This window comes from Methylobacterium pseudosasicola (assembly GCF_900114535.1).
Taxonomy (GTDB): domain Bacteria; phylum Pseudomonadota; class Alphaproteobacteria; order Rhizobiales; family Beijerinckiaceae; genus Methylobacterium; species Methylobacterium pseudosasicola.
Genome location: NZ_FOTK01000039.1, coordinates 41,041 through 55,969, shown reverse-complemented (window position 1 = coordinate 55,969; position 14,929 = coordinate 41,041). Strand labels below are relative to the sequence as shown.

The following is a 14,929-nucleotide window of genomic DNA, read 5'->3' as shown; positions in this document are numbered from 1 at the left end:
GGCTCGGGCGTGGTCGTCGGCATCGAGGCCGACGCCCAGTACCTCGACTTCGGCCGCGGCCGGAACAACGCCTTCGTCAGCGGCGCGCTCGCTCCCGGCTACTACGTCACCGATCCGCGCGGCCTGTCGAGCCTGGACTACTTCGGCACCGTGCGCGGCCGCCTCGGCTACGCCTTCGACCGCACCCTCGTGTACGGCACCGGCGGCTTCGCCTACGGCTCGGGCAGCGCCGAGCGCTCCTTCGGCGGCTACGCCGGTAACGACAGCTTCCGCACCGGCTACGCCGTCGGCGGCGGCATCGAGTACGCGCTCCCCACCGACTCGTTCCTGAACTTCTTCCGCTCCTCGGCCGTGACGCTCAAGGTCGAAGGCCTGTACGTCAACCTCGACCGCAACACCCGCAACCAGGGTGCCCTGGTCATCAACGCCGCCAACAACTTCCCGGTCGCCTACAGCAACGTCGGCCGCCGCAGCGACGAGTTCGCCGTCGTCCGCGCCGGCCTGAACTACAAGTTCGGCTCGTACTAAGACCCGACGAACGCTCCCGGTCTCCGGGCCGGGAGCGCTTTTTCGGACGGGCGTGCGGGACGAGACTCGCACGCCGCATCCGGACCCTATCTTCACCTCGGCACCCCAGCCCGATCAGACTGGCCGCTCAGGTCGATCAAGAAGCCCCGGACGCTCATGGCGCCCGGGGCTTCTTGTCGTTCTTCCGGGTCCCGTCCCGCGTGCGAACCGAGCGACCTCACCCACGCCAGGGCGAGTGGCGGATCACGCGGCAGAAATTCCCGGCGTGGAAATGCGGCTCCTTGTCGGCGATGACATCGGCCTTGACGTTGCCGAAGGTCGTATCCGGCTTGTGCCGGATCCCCTCGTAGAACGCCTGGATGATGTCTTCCTTGAAATGTGGGCTCCGCGGATGGGCCTGCACCACCGCCTCGCGCTCGGCGTCGCTGTACGCGGCGTAGGTCAGCCCGAGCACGTCCATCTCGACCCCGGCAGTGACCAAAGCGACCACGGGATGCATGTGCTGCGGGATGCCCGGCGTGGTGTGCAGCGCGATGGCGGTCCACACCGTGTCGATATCGGCCTGGGCGATGCCGTGGCCGCGCAGGAAATCCCGGGCCGCGTTGGCGCCATCGACCTCGAAGCGCTCGCTCGCGCTGCTGTGCTGCGGGGTGAGCCCCATGTCGTGGAACATCGCGCCGACATAGAGCAGTTCCGGATCGTAGCGGAGGCCGCGCTGCTTCCCCGCGAGGGCGCCGAAATAATAGACGCGGCTCGAATGGTGGAACAGCAGCGGCGATTCCGTATCCCGGACCAGTTCGGTCACCGCGTGGGCGAGCGCGCTGTCGGGAATGGCGACGCCGTCGATCGGATGAGCCATGGCCTTTTCTCCTTGCTGACCCCGGGATCCTAGATCCCCGCGCCCGCGTCCGGATTTGACGGAACACGTCTCAAACGGACAAATACCGTCTCTGACGGACGCGAGGATGTGCGCGGTGGAGCGGAACGTGGCGATCGTGGCGGGACCGGGGGTGCAGATGCTCGACGTCTCCGGCCCGCTGGATGTGTTCGCGGAGGCGAACGTCCAGGCCGGGTGGCGCGTCTATCGGATCGAGATCGTGTCCACCGAAACTGGCGCGATCGAGACCTCGTCGGGCGCGCGGCTGCTCGCCGACCGGACGATCTTCGAGGCCGATGCCGGCCCCCTCGACACGTTGCTGGTGGCGGGATCGCCGGAGGCGCCACATCGGCGTCCGACCGCCGCCCTGCTCGCCTGGCTGCGGCGCACGGCGCCGACGGCTCGGCGCTTCGGCTCGGTCTGCACGGGAGCCTTTGCCCTGGCCGAAGCCGGACTGCTCGACGGGCGCCGGATCACCACGCATTGGGCCGCTGCCGACGCCCTGGCCCGGCGATATCCGGCCGTTCGGGTCGAGCCCGACGCGATCCAGGTCCGCGACGGGCCGGTCCGCACCGCCGCCGGGGTGACCGCCGGCCTCGACCTAGCGGTGGCCCTGGTCGAGGAAGATCTCGGCCGGGCGCTGGCCCAGCGCGTCGCCGCGCAGCTCGTGATGTTCTTCAAGCGCCCCGGCGGCCAGATGCAGTTCAGCCGCAGCGGCGCGGTCGAACCGTCCGGTCGGGCCGTGCTCCAGGAGGTCCAGCGCTGGATCGCGGCCGCGCCCGCAGAGGACCACAGCGTGGCCCGGTTGGCAGACCGGGCCGGCCTCAGCGCCCGCCACTTCGCCCGCCTGTTCCGAAGCGAGGTCGGCATGACGCCGGCCGATTGGGTCGAGGCCGCCCGGGTCGCGGCGGCGCGGCGCTACCTGGAAGCAGAGGGCCTGCCGCCAAAGCAGGTCGCCGCCCGGACGGGCTTCGCCAACCCCGACACCCTGCGGCGCGCCTTCATGCGCCACGTCGGCATCACCCCGGCGGAGTTCCGCAGGCGGAATGGCGGGGGATAGCAGCGCCGATCCACGGGCAATGAACGTCCCGCTGGTCGGTGCAGGAGGCACCTCAGCGACCTTTCGGAACCGAGAAGCCTGCTCTAGGCCTGTCGCCCCGAAACCGTTGCGAACCCGACGCGCACGCTCAAGGCGTGTTTCACGGGAAACATCGGTGGCAGGCGGCGCAGGCCGACCTGTCGCCCGCTTACTGAGCCAAACATATGGGATGGCGACCCCGGTTGGGCTCGAACCAACGACCTGCCGCTTAGAAGGCGGCTGCTCTATCCAGCTGAGCTACGGAGTCTTGAGGTGCCAGCGCGCCCAAAAGCCACGGGCTTGGCCGAGGGTCAAGCGTCTGCGCCGCGGACGATGGTCGCCGCGTGGCAGGTGCCGCTTTACGTCTCCCGAGGCCGGCATGGCGGGGTTGCGGCGCGGGGTGGATCCGGACAGGCCGAGCGTGGTTCATGCGGGGGCGCCGCGCCCGCACAGGAGTCCCAGGTTGCCTGGCCCGAATCCCTCCGCATCGTCCCCCGGGCGTACCCGGCGCCGCCGGGTCGCCGGCCGGGGCAGCCTGGCTCGGCCCGGGGCGGATCTGCGGCGCCTGCCCACGGGTCTCGACCTGCGCAACGTCCGGCTGGTCGAGGGGGTGCGCGCCGCCTTCGCGTTCGGCGTCGTCATCCTAATCAACATCTGGGTGCAGTGGCCGCCGCTGCTGACCATGGCGCTGGCCGCCAACCTCGCCTGCTTCTGCGACAATGGCGGGCCGATGCGGGTGCGCCTGCGGGTGCTCACCGCCTTCTCGCTGCTCGGCGGCCTGCTCTGGGCGGGGGTCGGCCTGCTGCAGCCCCTGGGGCTACTGGTGGTGGTGCCGGTCTCCTGCGCGCTGATCTTCGCCTGTTCCTATGTCCGGGTCTGGAGCGTGCAGGCGCAAGCGGCCGGGAACGTGCTGGTGGTCGTGCTGTGCATCGCCCTCGACCGGCCGCTCACCCTGGAGCAGGCCGGGATCGTGGCGCTGATGTTCGCAGCCGGCGGGCTCTGGGCGACGCTGCTCGCCCTGGTGATCTGGCGCCTGCACCCGTATCGGCCGGCGCACCGGGCGGTGGCCGAGGTCTGGCACGGCCTGGCGCGGCTCTGCGGCGATCTCGAGCGGCTGGTCGCTTTGACCGATCCCGACGCGGACGCGTTCGACGGGCATGCGCGGGGCCATCGGCGGGGCGTGCGCGCCAGCATCGAGGCCGCCCGGACCATGATCCTCGACCTCGCTCGCTCCCGTGAGCGCGTCTCCGAGCGCACCGCCCAGGCGCTGCTACGCCTGGAGAGCGCCGAGCAGATCTTTTCCGCGCTGATCGCCGTGGCGGAGTTGATCGAGAGCCGGCCGCCCCCGAGCCGGCGGGCGCTGGCGAAAACCTTCCTGCGGCGGCTGCGGCCCCTGCTCGTCACCATAGCCCGGGCGATCCGCGAGGATGCCAGCCTGGATCTCGGCCGGCTGGAACACTCTATCGCCCGGGCCGCGGAGGGCCTGTCGGAGGACGCGACCCTGGCGCGGCTGGCGGACCGGATCGTCGGGCGCGTGCGGATCGGCGCCAAGCTCTCGACGCCCGAGGGCTACCAGCCGGGCAGCGCCCTCACGGACGGCCGCAGTCTCGACCGCTGGACCCGCTATGTCGAGCCGCTGCGGCAGAACTTCACCCTGGCCTCGCCGAACCTCCGGCACGCTCTGCGCGCCACCGCGGTTTCGGCGCCGGCGCTTGCCGCCACCCTGACCTATGCCGGCGCGTTCACCCACTGGCTGGTGATGACCGTGGTGCTGACCATGCAGCCGTTCTACGCGGCGACCTGGCAGCGGGCGCTGGAGCGGATCGGCGGCACGGTGCTGGGCGGGCTCGCGGGAGCGGTGCTGGCCTATTACGCCACGACCCCGCTGGTGGAGGCCGGGCTGATCCTGGTGCTCAGCGTGGTCGGCTTCGCGGCGCGCCAGATCTCCTACGGCTTCTTCGTCACCTGCCTGACGCCGCTGGTGGTGCTGCTGGTCGAGCTGCTGGAGCCCGGCCACAGCTCCTGGGAGATCGTCGGCATGCGAGCCGGCTTCACGGTGCTGGGCGGGCTGATCGCGGTGGCGAGTTGCCTGGTGCTCTGGCCGATCTGGGAGCCGGACCAGGTCCGCCAGGAATTGCGGCGGGCGCTGAAGGCCCATGCCGGCTTCGCCGAGGCGGTGCTGCTCGCCGCTCCCGGGGAAGCGCGCGAGGCCGCAGTGTCGGCTCGCGCCCGGGCGGCGGGCCTCGCCCTCAACGACCTGGAGGCGGCCCTGTCGCGGGCCCTGCAGCAACCCCGGGCCGGCGGCCACCCGGAGGTGGAAGCCGCCATGGTGGCGGACGCGACCCTGCGCCGGATCAGCGCCCGGCTCACGGTGCTGCGCCACGCCCCCGAGGCGGCCGCCCCGGAGGCGCAAGCCTGGCGAACCTGGATCGCCGCCACTCTAGCCGCGCTCAGTGAGGACCGGCCGCTGCCGGAGCGGCCCGACCTCGACCGGGGGCAATCGCTCACCCGGTTGGTGAGTCAGGTGGATCTGTTGAGCGGGACGCTGCGCCCCGGAGAGCTGCGCGCGCTTGAGGGGACGGGGCCGGAGGCCGAAGCCGTCGCGCGCGCGGGTCGGGCCGTCCCGGCGACCTGACGCGAAGCGGGCCCGCGGACGATCCGCGGGCCGCGCAGGGTCTTCAGTACCGCGGCAGGGCGTTGGCCGGGCCACCGGCATGCGGGCCGGCGTAGCGGTAGGCGGAGGCCCGCGCGAGATGGGTCCGATCCTGCTGCAGGACGCCGGCATTCCCGATCCAGCCCGAATAGGCCGAGGCCGGGTAGGGCGAATGCTTCGAGTCCATCCCCTGCGCGAGGGCGGGCGAGGCGGCCGCGGCGATGAATGCGGCGGCGGCGAGCATGCGAAGGGTCATGATCATCTCCTCTTGTCTGCGTCTGACTTCGACGGGAAGTCATCCGGTCAACCGTGTCGGGTGAGGAAGATCGTCGGTGCGGCGGTCTTGATCGCTCGGGCTTTGCTTGGCCGAATGTGACCTCTCAACGGGGATCGTCTGCCGGTGGTTCGACCGATGCTGTGCGCTGGCGCACGATCGGTGCGTGTTCATCTACGAATGCCTGACGGACCCACCCGGAGAGGGCGGCACCACCGGCAAGGCTGTGCAGGGTCCGGTGCCCAAGCGGGGATGCGCCGCGCGCGGAAGCGTGCCAGAGACCGCCCCGAAAGGGATGCGCCGAGGGAAAGTCCCATGACCGGGAGCGCGCCAGGGACTCTGCCATGCGGTTGATCGTCGGCCTCGGAAACCCCGGTTCGCGCTACGCGAACAACCGGCACAATATCGGCTTCCTGGCCATCGACGCGATCGCCCGGCAGCACCGGGCGAGCCCGTTCCGGCATCGGTTCCAGGGCGAGGCCGCCGAGGTCGTGCTGGGCACCGAGCGGGCGATCCTGCTTAAGCCCTCGACCTTCATGAACGAGTCCGGGCGCTCGGTCTCGGAGGCGCAGCGCTTCTACAAGATCCCCTTGAGCGACGTGATCGTACTGCACGATGAGCTCGACCTCGCCCCGGCCAAACTCCGGGTGAAGCTCGGCGGCGGCAATGCCGGCCATAACGGCCTGCGCTCGATCACCGCCCAATGCGGCAACGACTATCGCCGGGTGCGGCTCGGCATCGGCCATCCCGGCGACAAGGCGCTGGTGCATTCCTACGTGCTCAACGATTTCGGCAAGGCCGAGCTGCCCTGGGTCGAGGATCTGGCCCACGCTGTCGCCGACCACGTCGCGCTGCTGGCGGCGGGCGAGGATGCGAGCTTCCAGAACAAGGTCCATCTCGCCATGGCCGACCGCGGCTGGGACGCGGTGAAGACGCTGGGTTCCAAAAATTGACACGAAAACACGAGGACACGATATCGGCAGCGGAGGCTGTGATGAAGAACGTCACCGTGACGATGAGCGAGGCCCTGCTGCAGCGGGCGCGTGTCGCCGCCGCGCGCGACGGCAAGAGCTTGTCGCGTTTCGTCGCCGAGGCCGTCGAGCAGCGCGTCGGCCGGCCGCTGACGCAGCGGGAGGCGCTCGAGCGGTTCCTGGCCGGGCCGCCCCTTCACGTTCTGGACGAAAACGGGAAGGCTCCGACCCGAGACCAACTGTACGATGACGACTGATCTGGTCTTCGTCGATACGAACGTCTTCCTGTATGCCCGAGACGACCGTTTTCCGGATAAGCAACGAACGGCGACGCACTGGCTCGCGACGCTCGCCGCTCGCGAGGCCCTTGTGGTGAGCCCGCAGGTGCTCGGCGAGATCCACAATGCGGTCCTGCGCGGGAAGGTCGTCGTGGAGGGCGCGGAGATGCGGCGCATGACGACGGAGTTGCAACCCTTCTCGCAGGGCGCGACAGATGTCGAACTCATCACGCTGGCTTGGTCGATCCGGACTGAAACCGCCTTTCAGTGGTGGGATTGCGTCATCCTCGCAGCCGCGATTCGCGCCGGGTGCCGCTATCTTCTATCGGAGGGTTACCAGCACGACCGCACGGTCCGCGGCACCACCATCCTCAACCCTTTCATGGTCGGCCCCGAGGCCGTCGTGACCGAACACTAGGACCGATCCATGGGCTTCAAATGCGGCATCGTCGGCCTGCCGAACGTCGGCAAGTCGACCCTGTTCAACGCGCTGACGCAGACGGCGGCCGCCCAGGCGGCGAACTACCCGTTCTGCACCATCGAGCCGAATGTCGGCGAGGTGGCGGTGCCGGATCCGCGCCTGGACGACCTCGTCCGGATCGCGAGCTCGAAGGAAAAGATCCCGACGCGGCTGACCTTCGTGGACATTGCCGGGCTGGTGCGCGGCGCCTCCAAGGGCGAGGGCCTGGGCAACCAGTTCCTGGCCAACATCCGTGAGGTCGATGCCATCGCGCACGTGGTCCGGTGCTTCACCGACGGCGACGTCACCCATGTCGAGGGCAAGGTCGATCCGGCCGCCGATATCGAGACCATCGAGACCGAGCTGATGCTGGCCGATCTCGACAGCCTGGAGCGCCGGGCCGTCGCCCTGGAGAAGAAGGCCAAGGGCGCCGACAAGGAAGCCAAGGAGACCCTCGACCTCGTCAACCGCGCCCTGCCGCTGCTGCGCGAGGGCAAGCCGGCCCGCCTCGTCGAGCGCAAGCCGGACGAGGAAAAACTGTTCCAGTCGCTGGGGCTGATGACCGCCAAGCCGGTCCTCTACGTCTGCAATGTCGACGAGAGCGATGCCGACAAGGGCAACGCCTATTCGGATGCGGTGTTCGCCCGGGCCAAGGCCGAGGGCGCCGTCGCCGTGGTGGTCTCGGCCAAGATCGAGAGCGAGATCGCGGTGATGCCGGAGGCCGACCAGGCCGAGTTCCTGGAGGCCGTGGGGCTGACCGAGCCCGGCCTCAACCGGGTGATCCGCGCCGGCTACGATCTGCTCGGCCTCGTGACCTACTTCACGGTCGGCCCCAAGGAGGCCCGGGCCTGGACGATCACCAAGGGCACCCGCGCGCCGGGGGCCGCCGGGGTGATCCACTCGGATTTCGAGAAGGGCTTCATCCGCGCCGAGACCATCGCGTTCAAGGACTACACGACCCTCGGCGGCGAATCCGGCGCCCGGGATGCCGGCAAGCTGCGGCTCGAGGGCAAGGAATACGTGGTGCAGGACGGCGACGTGCTGCATTTCCGCTTCGCCAACTGAGCCCACCTTCCCTGCCTGGATGAGGCTGCCATGCCGGACCCCGCGGTCGAGGACTTTTCCGTCGGCGACGTGATCGTCGGTGAGCCCCTGACGGTCAGCCGCGACGACATCGTCGGTTTCGCGCGGGCCTTCGACTTCCAGCCGTTCCACCTCGACGAGGCGGCAGCCGAAGCGACCTTCGCGGGACGGCTGATCGGGTCGGGCTGGCACAGTGCCGCCCTCGGGATGCGGCTGCTGCAGACGGGACCGTTCCAGGGCGGCTCGTCGCTCGGCGCGCCCGGAATCGACGAGCTGCGCTGGCTGGCCCCGGTCCTGCCCGGGGATGCCCTGACGCTGACCTTCCGGGTCGTCGGGATGCGCGACTCGGCCTCGAAGCCGGGGCTCGGCTTCGTGACCGCGGAACTCGCCCTCGGCAACCAGCGCGGCGAGACGGTGCTGACCCAGCGCTTCACCTTCATGCTGGCCCGCCGCGGCACCGACCCCCTGCCCCCGCGCCCCGTGGAGATCGGCGAGCCGGAGCCGGTGACCGAGCCGGAGGATGCCGAGATCCTGCCGTTCCTACGCGATGCCGAGATCGGCGCGGTCCGTGATCTCGGCGCCTACCCGTTCAGCGCCGCGGCGATCGTGGCCTTCGCCGAGGCCTACGATCCGCAGGCGTTCCATCTCGACGAGGCTGCGGCCCGGCGCAGCCATTTCGGCGGCCTCTGCGCCTCCGGCTGGCACACCACCGCCGCCTACATGAACCGGCTGCTCACCACCCGCGCCCGCGACGCCGCCTACACGGCGACCCGCGGCCCCGTCCCGGAAGCCGGCCCCTCCCCGGGCTTCAAGAATCTGCGCTGGCTGAAGCCGGTCTACGCAGGCGACACGGTCCACTTCAGCACGAAGCTCACCGACAAGCGCGCCTCCGCGTCCCGCCCCGGCTGGGGCCTGGCCTTTGCCCGCAACACCGGTGTGAACCAGCGCGGCGAGCCCGTCTTTTCGTTCGACAGTGCGGTGTTCCATCGCTGGGAGCCGTAAGGCGCAGCGGTTCCCGCCCCCGCGCGTTGTCGCGACGGACACGGACGGGATCCCACGCACATGTATCAGAAGAAGCTCGGCAACACGGGGCTGTTCGTCTCGGAGCTCTGCCTCGGCACGATGACCTTCGGCGGCGGCGGCGGGATGTGGCGCCAGATCGGTGCCCTCGACCAAGCGGAAGCCGGGCGTCTCGTCGGGCGAGCGCTCGATGCCGGCATCAACTTTCTCGACACGGCCGACGTCTACGCGGAAGGTCTCTCCGAAGAGATCACCGGCCAAGCCCTGCGCGACCTCAAGGTCTCGCGTGACAGCGTCGTCGTCGCCACCAAGGGCTACGGGCCCATGGGATCGGGCGCCAACGCTCGCGGCGCCTCGCGCCTGCACCTGATCGACGCCTGCAAGGCGAGCCTGAAGCGGCTGCAGCTCGACCATATCGACCTCTATCAGGTCCACGGCTTCGATCCGGCGACCCCGATCGAGGAAACGCTGCGGGCCCTCGACATCCTCGTGCAGCACGGCCACGTCCGCTATGTCGGCGTCTCGAACTGGGCGGCGTGGCAGATCGTCAAAGCGCTCGGGATCAGCGAGCGGGCCGGGCTCGCCCGCTTCGAGACGCTGCAGGCCTACTATTCCATCGCGGGCCGCGACCTGGAGCGGGAGATCGTCCCGATGCTGCGCTCCGAGAACCTCGGCCTGCTGGTCTGGAGCCCGCTCGCCGGCGGCCTGCTCAGCGGCAAGTATTCCGACGGAACGGGAGAGGGCCGGCGCGCGAGCTTCGATTTCCCGCCGGTCGACCGGCCCCGTGCGGATTCCTGCATCGACGCCATGCGGAATGTCGCCGAGGCGCGGGGCGTCTCGGTGGCGCAGGTGGCGCTCGCCTGGCTCCTGCACCGCAAGGCGGTGACCAGCGTCATCGTCGGCGCCAAGCGCCTCGACCAGCTCGAGGACAACATCGCCGCGACAAAGCTCCAGCTCACCGCGGAGGAGCTCGATCGCCTCGACGCGGTGAGCGCCCTGCCGGCCGAGTATCCGGGCTGGATGTTCGAGCGCCAGAACGCCCGGGCTCAGCAGCTCGCCGAGTCCGGCCGGCCCGGCGCGCGGTGAGGCGGCTCACGCCGCCGTCCGACGCTCATCGTGCGCGTGGTACGGCAGCCCCGACCGCGTTCTGGCGTCATTCTGGCCGATCCTGCTATGGTGTTGTGGGAGATCGGCCCATGACGGATCTACTGGACAAGGCGGTGGCGGCCGTTCGTCGGATGTCCGCCGCCGAACAGGACACCATCGCCCAGGCCATGCTCAGCCTGGCGCAGATCGCCGAGCCGCTCGACGTCGAGCCTGAGCACAGGGCCGCCGTCACGGCCGGCCTGGAGCAGGCTGATCGCGGCGCGTTCGTAGAGGGTGAGACGACCGAGATCATCGCAGCGGCCTTTGCACGGGTGCGCGATGCACCATGAGGCTACGCCTCACCCCGCAAGCCCAATCCGATGTGGAAGCGATCGCGGCCTATCTGGAGGCTCGCAACCCGCGCGGCGCACGGCATGTCGAGACGGCCATCCAGGCTGCGCTCGTGCTCATCGGCCGCTATCCCGAGATCGGCCCAATGGGGCGTCGCCGTGTCCGTCGTTTCGCCCTGCCCCGCTATCCGTATCTGATCTTCTACCGTCTGGACGCATCGGCGGATGCCATCGCGATCCTCGCGATCCGGCATGCGTCCAGGAAGCCGGGCGGCTTGTCCTAGAGCAGAACACGACAGCAGCCCGCGCTGCCCTCACGCCGCCTTGCGCCGCTCCGGATACAGCCCGTACAGCCCCTCTTCGCTGGCCGCGCAGATGCCGCGCTCGGTGATGATCCCGGTCACGAGGCGGGCCGGGGTCACGTCGAAGGCGGGGTTGGCCACCGGGCTGCCGGGGGAGACCACCTCGATCGTGGCGAAGCCGCCATCGGCCAGCCGGCCGGTCATGTGGGTGACCTCCCGGCCGTCGCGCTCCTCGATCGGGATCTCCTTGACGCCGTCGTGGAGCGTCCAGTCGATCGTCGAGAACGGCAGGGCGGCGTAGAACGGCACGCGGTTGTCGTGGGCGGCCAGCGCCTTCAGGTAGGTGCCGATCTTGTTGCAGACGTCGCCCGCCGCCGTGGTCCGGTCCGAGCCGACGATGCACAGGTCGACTCCGCCATGCTGCATCAGGTGGCCGCCGGCATTGTCGGCGATCACCGTGTGCGGCACGCCGTGGCCGTTGAGCTCGAAGGCGGTGAGCGCCGCGCCCTGGCTGCGCGGCCGTGTCTCGTCCACCAGGACGTGCACCGGCACGCCGCGCTCGTGGGCGGCGTAGATCGGCGCCAAGGCGGTGCCCCAATCCACCGTGGCGAGCCAGCCGGCGTTGCAATGGGTCAGCACCGTGACCGGCCGCCCGCCATGGGCAGCGTGCAGGTCGGCGATGATCTGGCCACCATGGGCGCCGATGGAGCGGCAGCTCGCCACATCCTCCTCGGCGATGCGGCCGGCCTCCGCGAAGGCGCGGGCGAAGCGCTCCGCCGGCTGGATCTGCCGCAGGTTGCCGGCGACCCGGTCCAGCGCCCAGCGCAGGTTGATCGCCGTCGGGCGGGTGGCGGCGAGGGTCGCCACCGCCCGGTCGATCCCCTCCATCGAGGGATCGGCCCGCATGGCGAGCGCCAGCCCGTAGGCCGCGGTGACGCCGATCAGCGGCGCGCCGCGCACGATCATGGTGCGGATCGCCAAAGCCGCGTCGTCGAGCGTGGCGAGGCGCTTCAGCTCGAACGCGAAGGGCAGGCGTGTCTGATCGATCACCTGGACGCTGACGCCGTCCGGGTCCGGGAAGATGGTGCGATAGGGCGTGCCGTCGATATTCATGGCGGTTTCTGTGCCATAGCGGGGCGGTTTTTGCACCACCCTGCGGCTGCTCCCGCGCGATCCCGGTAGGCGCCGGGTCAGGCTTCCTCAACCTTAGCAGGTCGTTAAGGCCGGCATGACTAGCCTCGGGCGAGAGTCCCCGTTCGCGTCCGGTCCCGCATGCGCTCGCTTCGCCGTCCCGCGTCGCCCTACGACACTTACGTCGACAGCGTTCGCCCCTTCCTGGGCAAGCGCCTGACGGAGCTCGGAGGGTTCGTGCTGTTCACCGGGGCGGTCGCCCTGACCGTCGCCCTGGCCACGTGGTCGATCGACGACCCGAGCCTGAACCACGCCACCGACCATCCGGCCCACAACGTGCTCGGCCAGCCGGGCGCCGTCGTGGCCGATCTCGCCATGCAGATCCTGGGGCTCGGCGCCCTCGCCTTCGTGCTGCCCCCCGTGCTCTGGGGCGTGCGGCTGATGCGGGAGCGCGACCTGCCGCAGGGGGGCATGCGCCTGGCGCTCTGGATCATCGGCTTCTGCGCGGCGAGCGCGGTGGCGAGCGCCCTGCCGCCCACCGCCCGCTGGCCGCTCCCCACCGGGCTCGGCGGCGTGGCCGGGGACGGCCTGCTGTCGATGGCCCGGGTGATCGTCGGGGCCGTGTCCTCGGCGGCGGCCCATCTTGTCGGCTTCGTTTATGCGGCTGTGGCGATCCTCAGCCTCACCGGCGCCTGCCGGTTCGGCGCCGTCGAGGAGGAGTCCTTCCACGACGAGCCCTACCCCGTTCGGCAGCAGCCCGCCCGGGGCCGCGCCTCCGGCCGGGACGAGCGCGAGGATGCCGACGAGCCGAGCCTCGGCCTCGTGGGCATCGGCGCCCTCGCCCAGGGCCTGATGCGGATGCGCCTTGCCTTGGGTCGGCGGATCGAGGCCTGGCGGACCGGCCGGGTCGAGCCGTTCGACAGCGCCTCGCCGGCGCTGGCCGCCCGTCGCGCCTTCACGGATGCGGACCTGCCCTGGGCCGAGCACCTGCCCGAGTCCCCCCAGCATCCGGGCGCGGAGCGGCGCGAGCCGGTCTTCGATGCGCCGGACGAGCCCGCGGCCCCCTCCCGCCGGGCCGCCCTGCCCCCGGAGGATGACGAGACGGACGTGTTCGAGGCCCCTTCCCGCGAGGCCCCTTCCCGCGAAGCCCCTTTCCGGCCGGCGCCGCCCCGCGCCCCGGAACCCACCGCCTCGCGGGTCGCCCCGCCGGCCGCCGCGCCGGTCCCGGCCCGCCGGGCGCCCGCGCCGCAGATGCGGCCGGAGGATTACGCCCTGCCGGCCCTCGACCTGCTGGCCGCCCCGCGCGGCCCCTCGCCGGCGAGCCAGGTCTCGGCCGATGCCCTGGAGCAGAACGCGACCCTGCTCGAGGCGACGCTCGGCGATTTCGGCGTGCGCGGCGACATCCTGGCCGTGCGCCCCGGCCCGGTCGTGACCCTCTACGAGCTGGAACCGGCGCCCGGCACCAAGTCCAGCCGCGTGATCGCGCTCGCCGACGACATCGCCCGGTCCATGTCGGCGGTTTCGGCCCGCGTGGCGGTGGTCCCCGGTCGCAACGCCATCGGCATCGAATTGCCGAACGCGAAGCGCGAGACGGTCTACCTGCGCGAGCTCCTGGCCTCCACGGACTTCGCCGAGAGCAAGCACAAGCTCGCCCTGTGCTTAGGGAAAAACATCGGCGGCGAGCCGATCATCGCCGATCTCGCCCGCATGCCGCACCTGCTGGTGGCCGGCACCACCGGCTCGGGCAAGTCGGTGGCGATCAACACCATGATCCTCAGCCTGCTCTACCGCCTGAAGCCGGAAGAATGCCGCCTGATCATGGTCGATCCCAAGATGCTGGAATTGTCCGTCTATGACGGCATCCCGCACCTGCTCTCCCCGGTTGTGACCGACCCCAAGAAGGCGGTGATCGCCCTCAAATGGGCCGTGCGCGAGATGGAGGAGCGCTACAAGAAGATGTCCAAGATCGCGGTGCGCAACATCGACGGCTACAATGCCCGCGTGGCGGAGGCCGCCGCCCGCGGCGAGGTGCTGACCCGGACCGTGCAGACGGGCTTCGACCGGCAGACCGGCGAGGCGATCTACGAGGACGAGGCCATGGACCTCGCCCCCCTCCCCTATATCGTGATCGTGGTCGACGAGATGGCCGACCTGATGATGGTGGCCGGCAAGGACATCGAGGGCGCGATCCAGCGTCTGGCCCAGATGGCCCGCGCGGCCGGCATCCACCTGATCATGGCCACGCAACGCCCGTCGGTGGACGTGATCACCGGCACGATCAAGGCGAACTTCCCGACCCGGATCTCCTTCCAGGTGACCAGCAAGATCGACTCGCGGACCATTCTCGGCGAGATGGGCGCCGAGCAGCTGCTCGGTCAGGGCGACATGCTGTTCATGGCCGGCGGCGGGCGCACGACGCGCGTGCACGGGCCGTTCTGCTCGGACAGCGAGGTCGAGAGCGTGGTCGCCCACCTCAAGCGCCAGGGCCGCCCCAGCTACCTCGACGCCGTCACGGCCGACGACGAGGAGGCCGCCCCCGAGAAGGGCGGGAAGGGCAAGGCCGGCGCGGCCGAGCTGGAGCTCGACGGCGCCGTGTTCGACCAGGGCTCCTTCGGCGAGGCCGGCGGCGACCTCTACGACCAGGCCGTGCAGGTGGTTCTGCGCGACCAGAAGGCATCCACCAGCTACATCCAGCGCCGCCTCCAGATCGGCTACAACCGCGCCGCCTCGTTGATGGAGCGGATGGAGACCGAAGGCATCGTCGGCCCGGCCAACCACGCCGGCAAGCGGGAGATTCTTCTGGAGGATGCCGCGGGCTGAGACTTGCTTGGCTTGGCC

15 protein-coding genes and 1 tRNA gene are annotated in these 14,929 nt (G+C 70.5%); 12 read left to right on the top strand and 4 right to left on the bottom strand.

Going from position 1 to position 14,929, the window contains the following annotated elements; translation table 11 throughout:
• On the top strand, nucleotides 1-528 hold a 528-nt coding region (locus BM228_RS26775; protein ID WP_139234216.1), incomplete at its 5' end, for an outer membrane protein.
• Nucleotides 529-745: 217 nt separating this feature from the next.
• Here the strand turns inward: BM228_RS26775 and BM228_RS26770 are convergent.
• Nucleotides 746-1,387: an HD domain-containing protein gene (locus BM228_RS26770; protein ID WP_092045374.1), complete on the bottom strand. Its 642-nt coding sequence runs from the start codon at nucleotides 1,385-1,387 to the stop codon at nucleotides 746-748.
• Nucleotides 1,388-1,493: 106 nt separating this feature from the next.
• Here BM228_RS26770 and BM228_RS26765 point away from each other — a divergent pair, with 106 nt between their 5' ends.
• Nucleotides 1,494-2,465, top strand: a complete 972-nt coding sequence (locus tag BM228_RS26765; RefSeq protein ID WP_092045372.1) for a GlxA family transcriptional regulator — start codon at nucleotides 1,494-1,496, stop codon at nucleotides 2,463-2,465.
• Nucleotides 2,466-2,674: 209 nt separating this feature from the next.
• On the opposite strand, the gene BM228_RS26760 is transcribed toward BM228_RS26765, so the two are convergent.
• Nucleotides 2,675-2,751, bottom strand: a tRNA-Arg gene (locus BM228_RS26760).
• 195 nt (nucleotides 2,752-2,946) lie between these two features.
• Between BM228_RS26760 and BM228_RS26755 the strand changes: the two genes are divergently transcribed.
• Nucleotides 2,947-5,118 carry an FUSC family protein gene (locus BM228_RS26755; protein WP_092045370.1) on the top strand — a complete coding sequence of 724 codons (2,172 nt, stop codon included), beginning with the start codon at nucleotides 2,947-2,949 and terminating at the stop codon, nucleotides 5,116-5,118.
• Between the two features lie 43 nt (nucleotides 5,119-5,161).
• Here BM228_RS26755 and BM228_RS26750 read toward each other — a convergent pair whose 3' ends face one another.
• Nucleotides 5,162-5,392: a hypothetical protein gene (locus tag BM228_RS26750; RefSeq protein ID WP_092045384.1), complete on the bottom strand. Its 231-nt coding sequence runs from the start codon at nucleotides 5,390-5,392 to the stop codon at nucleotides 5,162-5,164.
• Nucleotides 5,393-5,754: 362 nt separating this feature from the next.
• On the opposite strand from BM228_RS26750, the gene pth reads away from it, so the two are divergent.
• From pth to BM228_RS26710, 8 genes are all read left to right on the top strand, one after another.
• Nucleotides 5,755-6,363 carry an aminoacyl-tRNA hydrolase gene (pth, locus tag BM228_RS26745; RefSeq protein WP_092045368.1) on the top strand — a complete coding sequence of 203 codons (609 nt, stop codon included), beginning with the start codon at nucleotides 5,755-5,757 and terminating at the stop codon, nucleotides 6,361-6,363.
• A gap of 41 nt (nucleotides 6,364-6,404) precedes the next feature.
• Nucleotides 6,405-6,638: a hypothetical protein gene (locus BM228_RS26740; RefSeq protein WP_092045367.1), complete on the top strand. Its 234-nt coding sequence runs from the start codon at nucleotides 6,405-6,407 to the stop codon at nucleotides 6,636-6,638.
• Nucleotides 6,628-7,077: a PIN domain-containing protein gene (locus BM228_RS26735; RefSeq protein ID WP_092045365.1), complete on the top strand. Its 450-nt coding sequence runs from the start codon at nucleotides 6,628-6,630 to the stop codon at nucleotides 7,075-7,077. Before BM228_RS26740 ends, BM228_RS26735 begins: the two co-directional genes overlap by 11 nt.
• A gap of 9 nt (nucleotides 7,078-7,086) precedes the next feature.
• Entirely contained in the window at nucleotides 7,087-8,184 is a 1,098-nt protein-coding gene (ychF, locus tag BM228_RS26730) for a redox-regulated ATPase YchF (RefSeq protein WP_092045363.1), read from the top strand.
• 30 nt (nucleotides 8,185-8,214) lie between these two features.
• Complete coding sequence (locus BM228_RS26725; protein ID WP_092045361.1) at nucleotides 8,215-9,204, top strand: MaoC/PaaZ C-terminal domain-containing protein; 990 nt, start codon at nucleotides 8,215-8,217, stop codon at nucleotides 9,202-9,204.
• 60 nt (nucleotides 9,205-9,264) lie between these two features.
• Entirely contained in the window at nucleotides 9,265-10,308 is a 1,044-nt protein-coding gene (locus BM228_RS26720) for an aldo/keto reductase (RefSeq protein WP_092045360.1), read from the top strand.
• Nucleotides 10,309-10,418: 110 nt separating this feature from the next.
• Nucleotides 10,419-10,658 (top strand): acetyltransferase, encoded by a 240-nt coding sequence (locus tag BM228_RS26715; protein WP_092045358.1) that lies wholly within the window; start codon nucleotides 10,419-10,421, stop codon nucleotides 10,656-10,658.
• A complete protein-coding gene (locus BM228_RS26710; protein WP_092045356.1) occupies nucleotides 10,655-10,942 on the top strand; it encodes a type II toxin-antitoxin system RelE/ParE family toxin in 288 nt (95 codons plus the stop codon). The genes BM228_RS26715 and BM228_RS26710 overlap by 4 nt, the downstream gene beginning before the upstream one ends.
• 30 nt (nucleotides 10,943-10,972) lie before the next feature.
• Here BM228_RS26710 and mtnA read toward each other — a convergent pair whose 3' ends face one another.
• Nucleotides 10,973-12,073 (bottom strand): S-methyl-5-thioribose-1-phosphate isomerase, encoded by a 1,101-nt coding sequence (gene mtnA, locus BM228_RS26705; protein ID WP_092045354.1) that lies wholly within the window; start codon nucleotides 12,071-12,073, stop codon nucleotides 10,973-10,975.
• 159 nt (nucleotides 12,074-12,232) lie between these two features.
• Between mtnA and BM228_RS26700 the strand changes: the two genes are divergently transcribed.
• The gene (locus BM228_RS26700) at nucleotides 12,233-14,911 is read left to right on the top strand and encodes a DNA translocase FtsK (RefSeq protein WP_092045353.1); all 2,679 of its coding nucleotides are present in this window, start codon (nucleotides 12,233-12,235) and stop codon (nucleotides 14,909-14,911) included.
• The last annotated feature ends 18 nt before the right edge of the window (nucleotides 14,912-14,929 follow it).

Bases quoted from the DNA above. Each gene is read 5' to 3' on its own strand.
- BM228_RS26700 (WP_092045353.1), top strand. From the start codon at position 12,233: ATGCGCTCGCTTCGCCGTCCCGCGTCGCCCTACGACACTTACGTCGAC.
- BM228_RS26765 (WP_092045372.1), top strand. From the start codon at position 1,494: ATGTGCGCGGTGGAGCGGAACGTGGCGATCGTGGCGGGACCGGGGGTG.
- pth (WP_092045368.1), top strand. From the start codon at position 5,755: ATGCGGTTGATCGTCGGCCTCGGAAACCCCGGTTCGCGCTACGCGAAC.
- BM228_RS26750 (WP_092045384.1), bottom strand. From the start codon at position 5,392: ATGACCCTTCGCATGCTCGCCGCCGCCGCATTCATCGCCGCGGCCGCC.
- BM228_RS26725 (WP_092045361.1), top strand. From the start codon at position 8,215: ATGCCGGACCCCGCGGTCGAGGACTTTTCCGTCGGCGACGTGATCGTC.
- mtnA (WP_092045354.1), bottom strand. From the start codon at position 12,073: ATGAATATCGACGGCACGCCCTATCGCACCATCTTCCCGGACCCGGAC.
- BM228_RS26770 (WP_092045374.1), bottom strand. From the start codon at position 1,387: ATGGCTCATCCGATCGACGGCGTCGCCATTCCCGACAGCGCGCTCGCC.
- BM228_RS26715 (WP_092045358.1), top strand. From the start codon at position 10,419: ATGACGGATCTACTGGACAAGGCGGTGGCGGCCGTTCGTCGGATGTCC.
- BM228_RS26720 (WP_092045360.1), top strand. From the start codon at position 9,265: ATGTATCAGAAGAAGCTCGGCAACACGGGGCTGTTCGTCTCGGAGCTC.
- BM228_RS26740 (WP_092045367.1), top strand. From the start codon at position 6,405: ATGAAGAACGTCACCGTGACGATGAGCGAGGCCCTGCTGCAGCGGGCG.
- BM228_RS26710 (WP_092045356.1), top strand. From the start codon at position 10,655: ATGAGGCTACGCCTCACCCCGCAAGCCCAATCCGATGTGGAAGCGATC.
- ychF (WP_092045363.1), top strand. From the start codon at position 7,087: ATGGGCTTCAAATGCGGCATCGTCGGCCTGCCGAACGTCGGCAAGTCG.
- BM228_RS26735 (WP_092045365.1), top strand. From the start codon at position 6,628: ATGACGACTGATCTGGTCTTCGTCGATACGAACGTCTTCCTGTATGCC.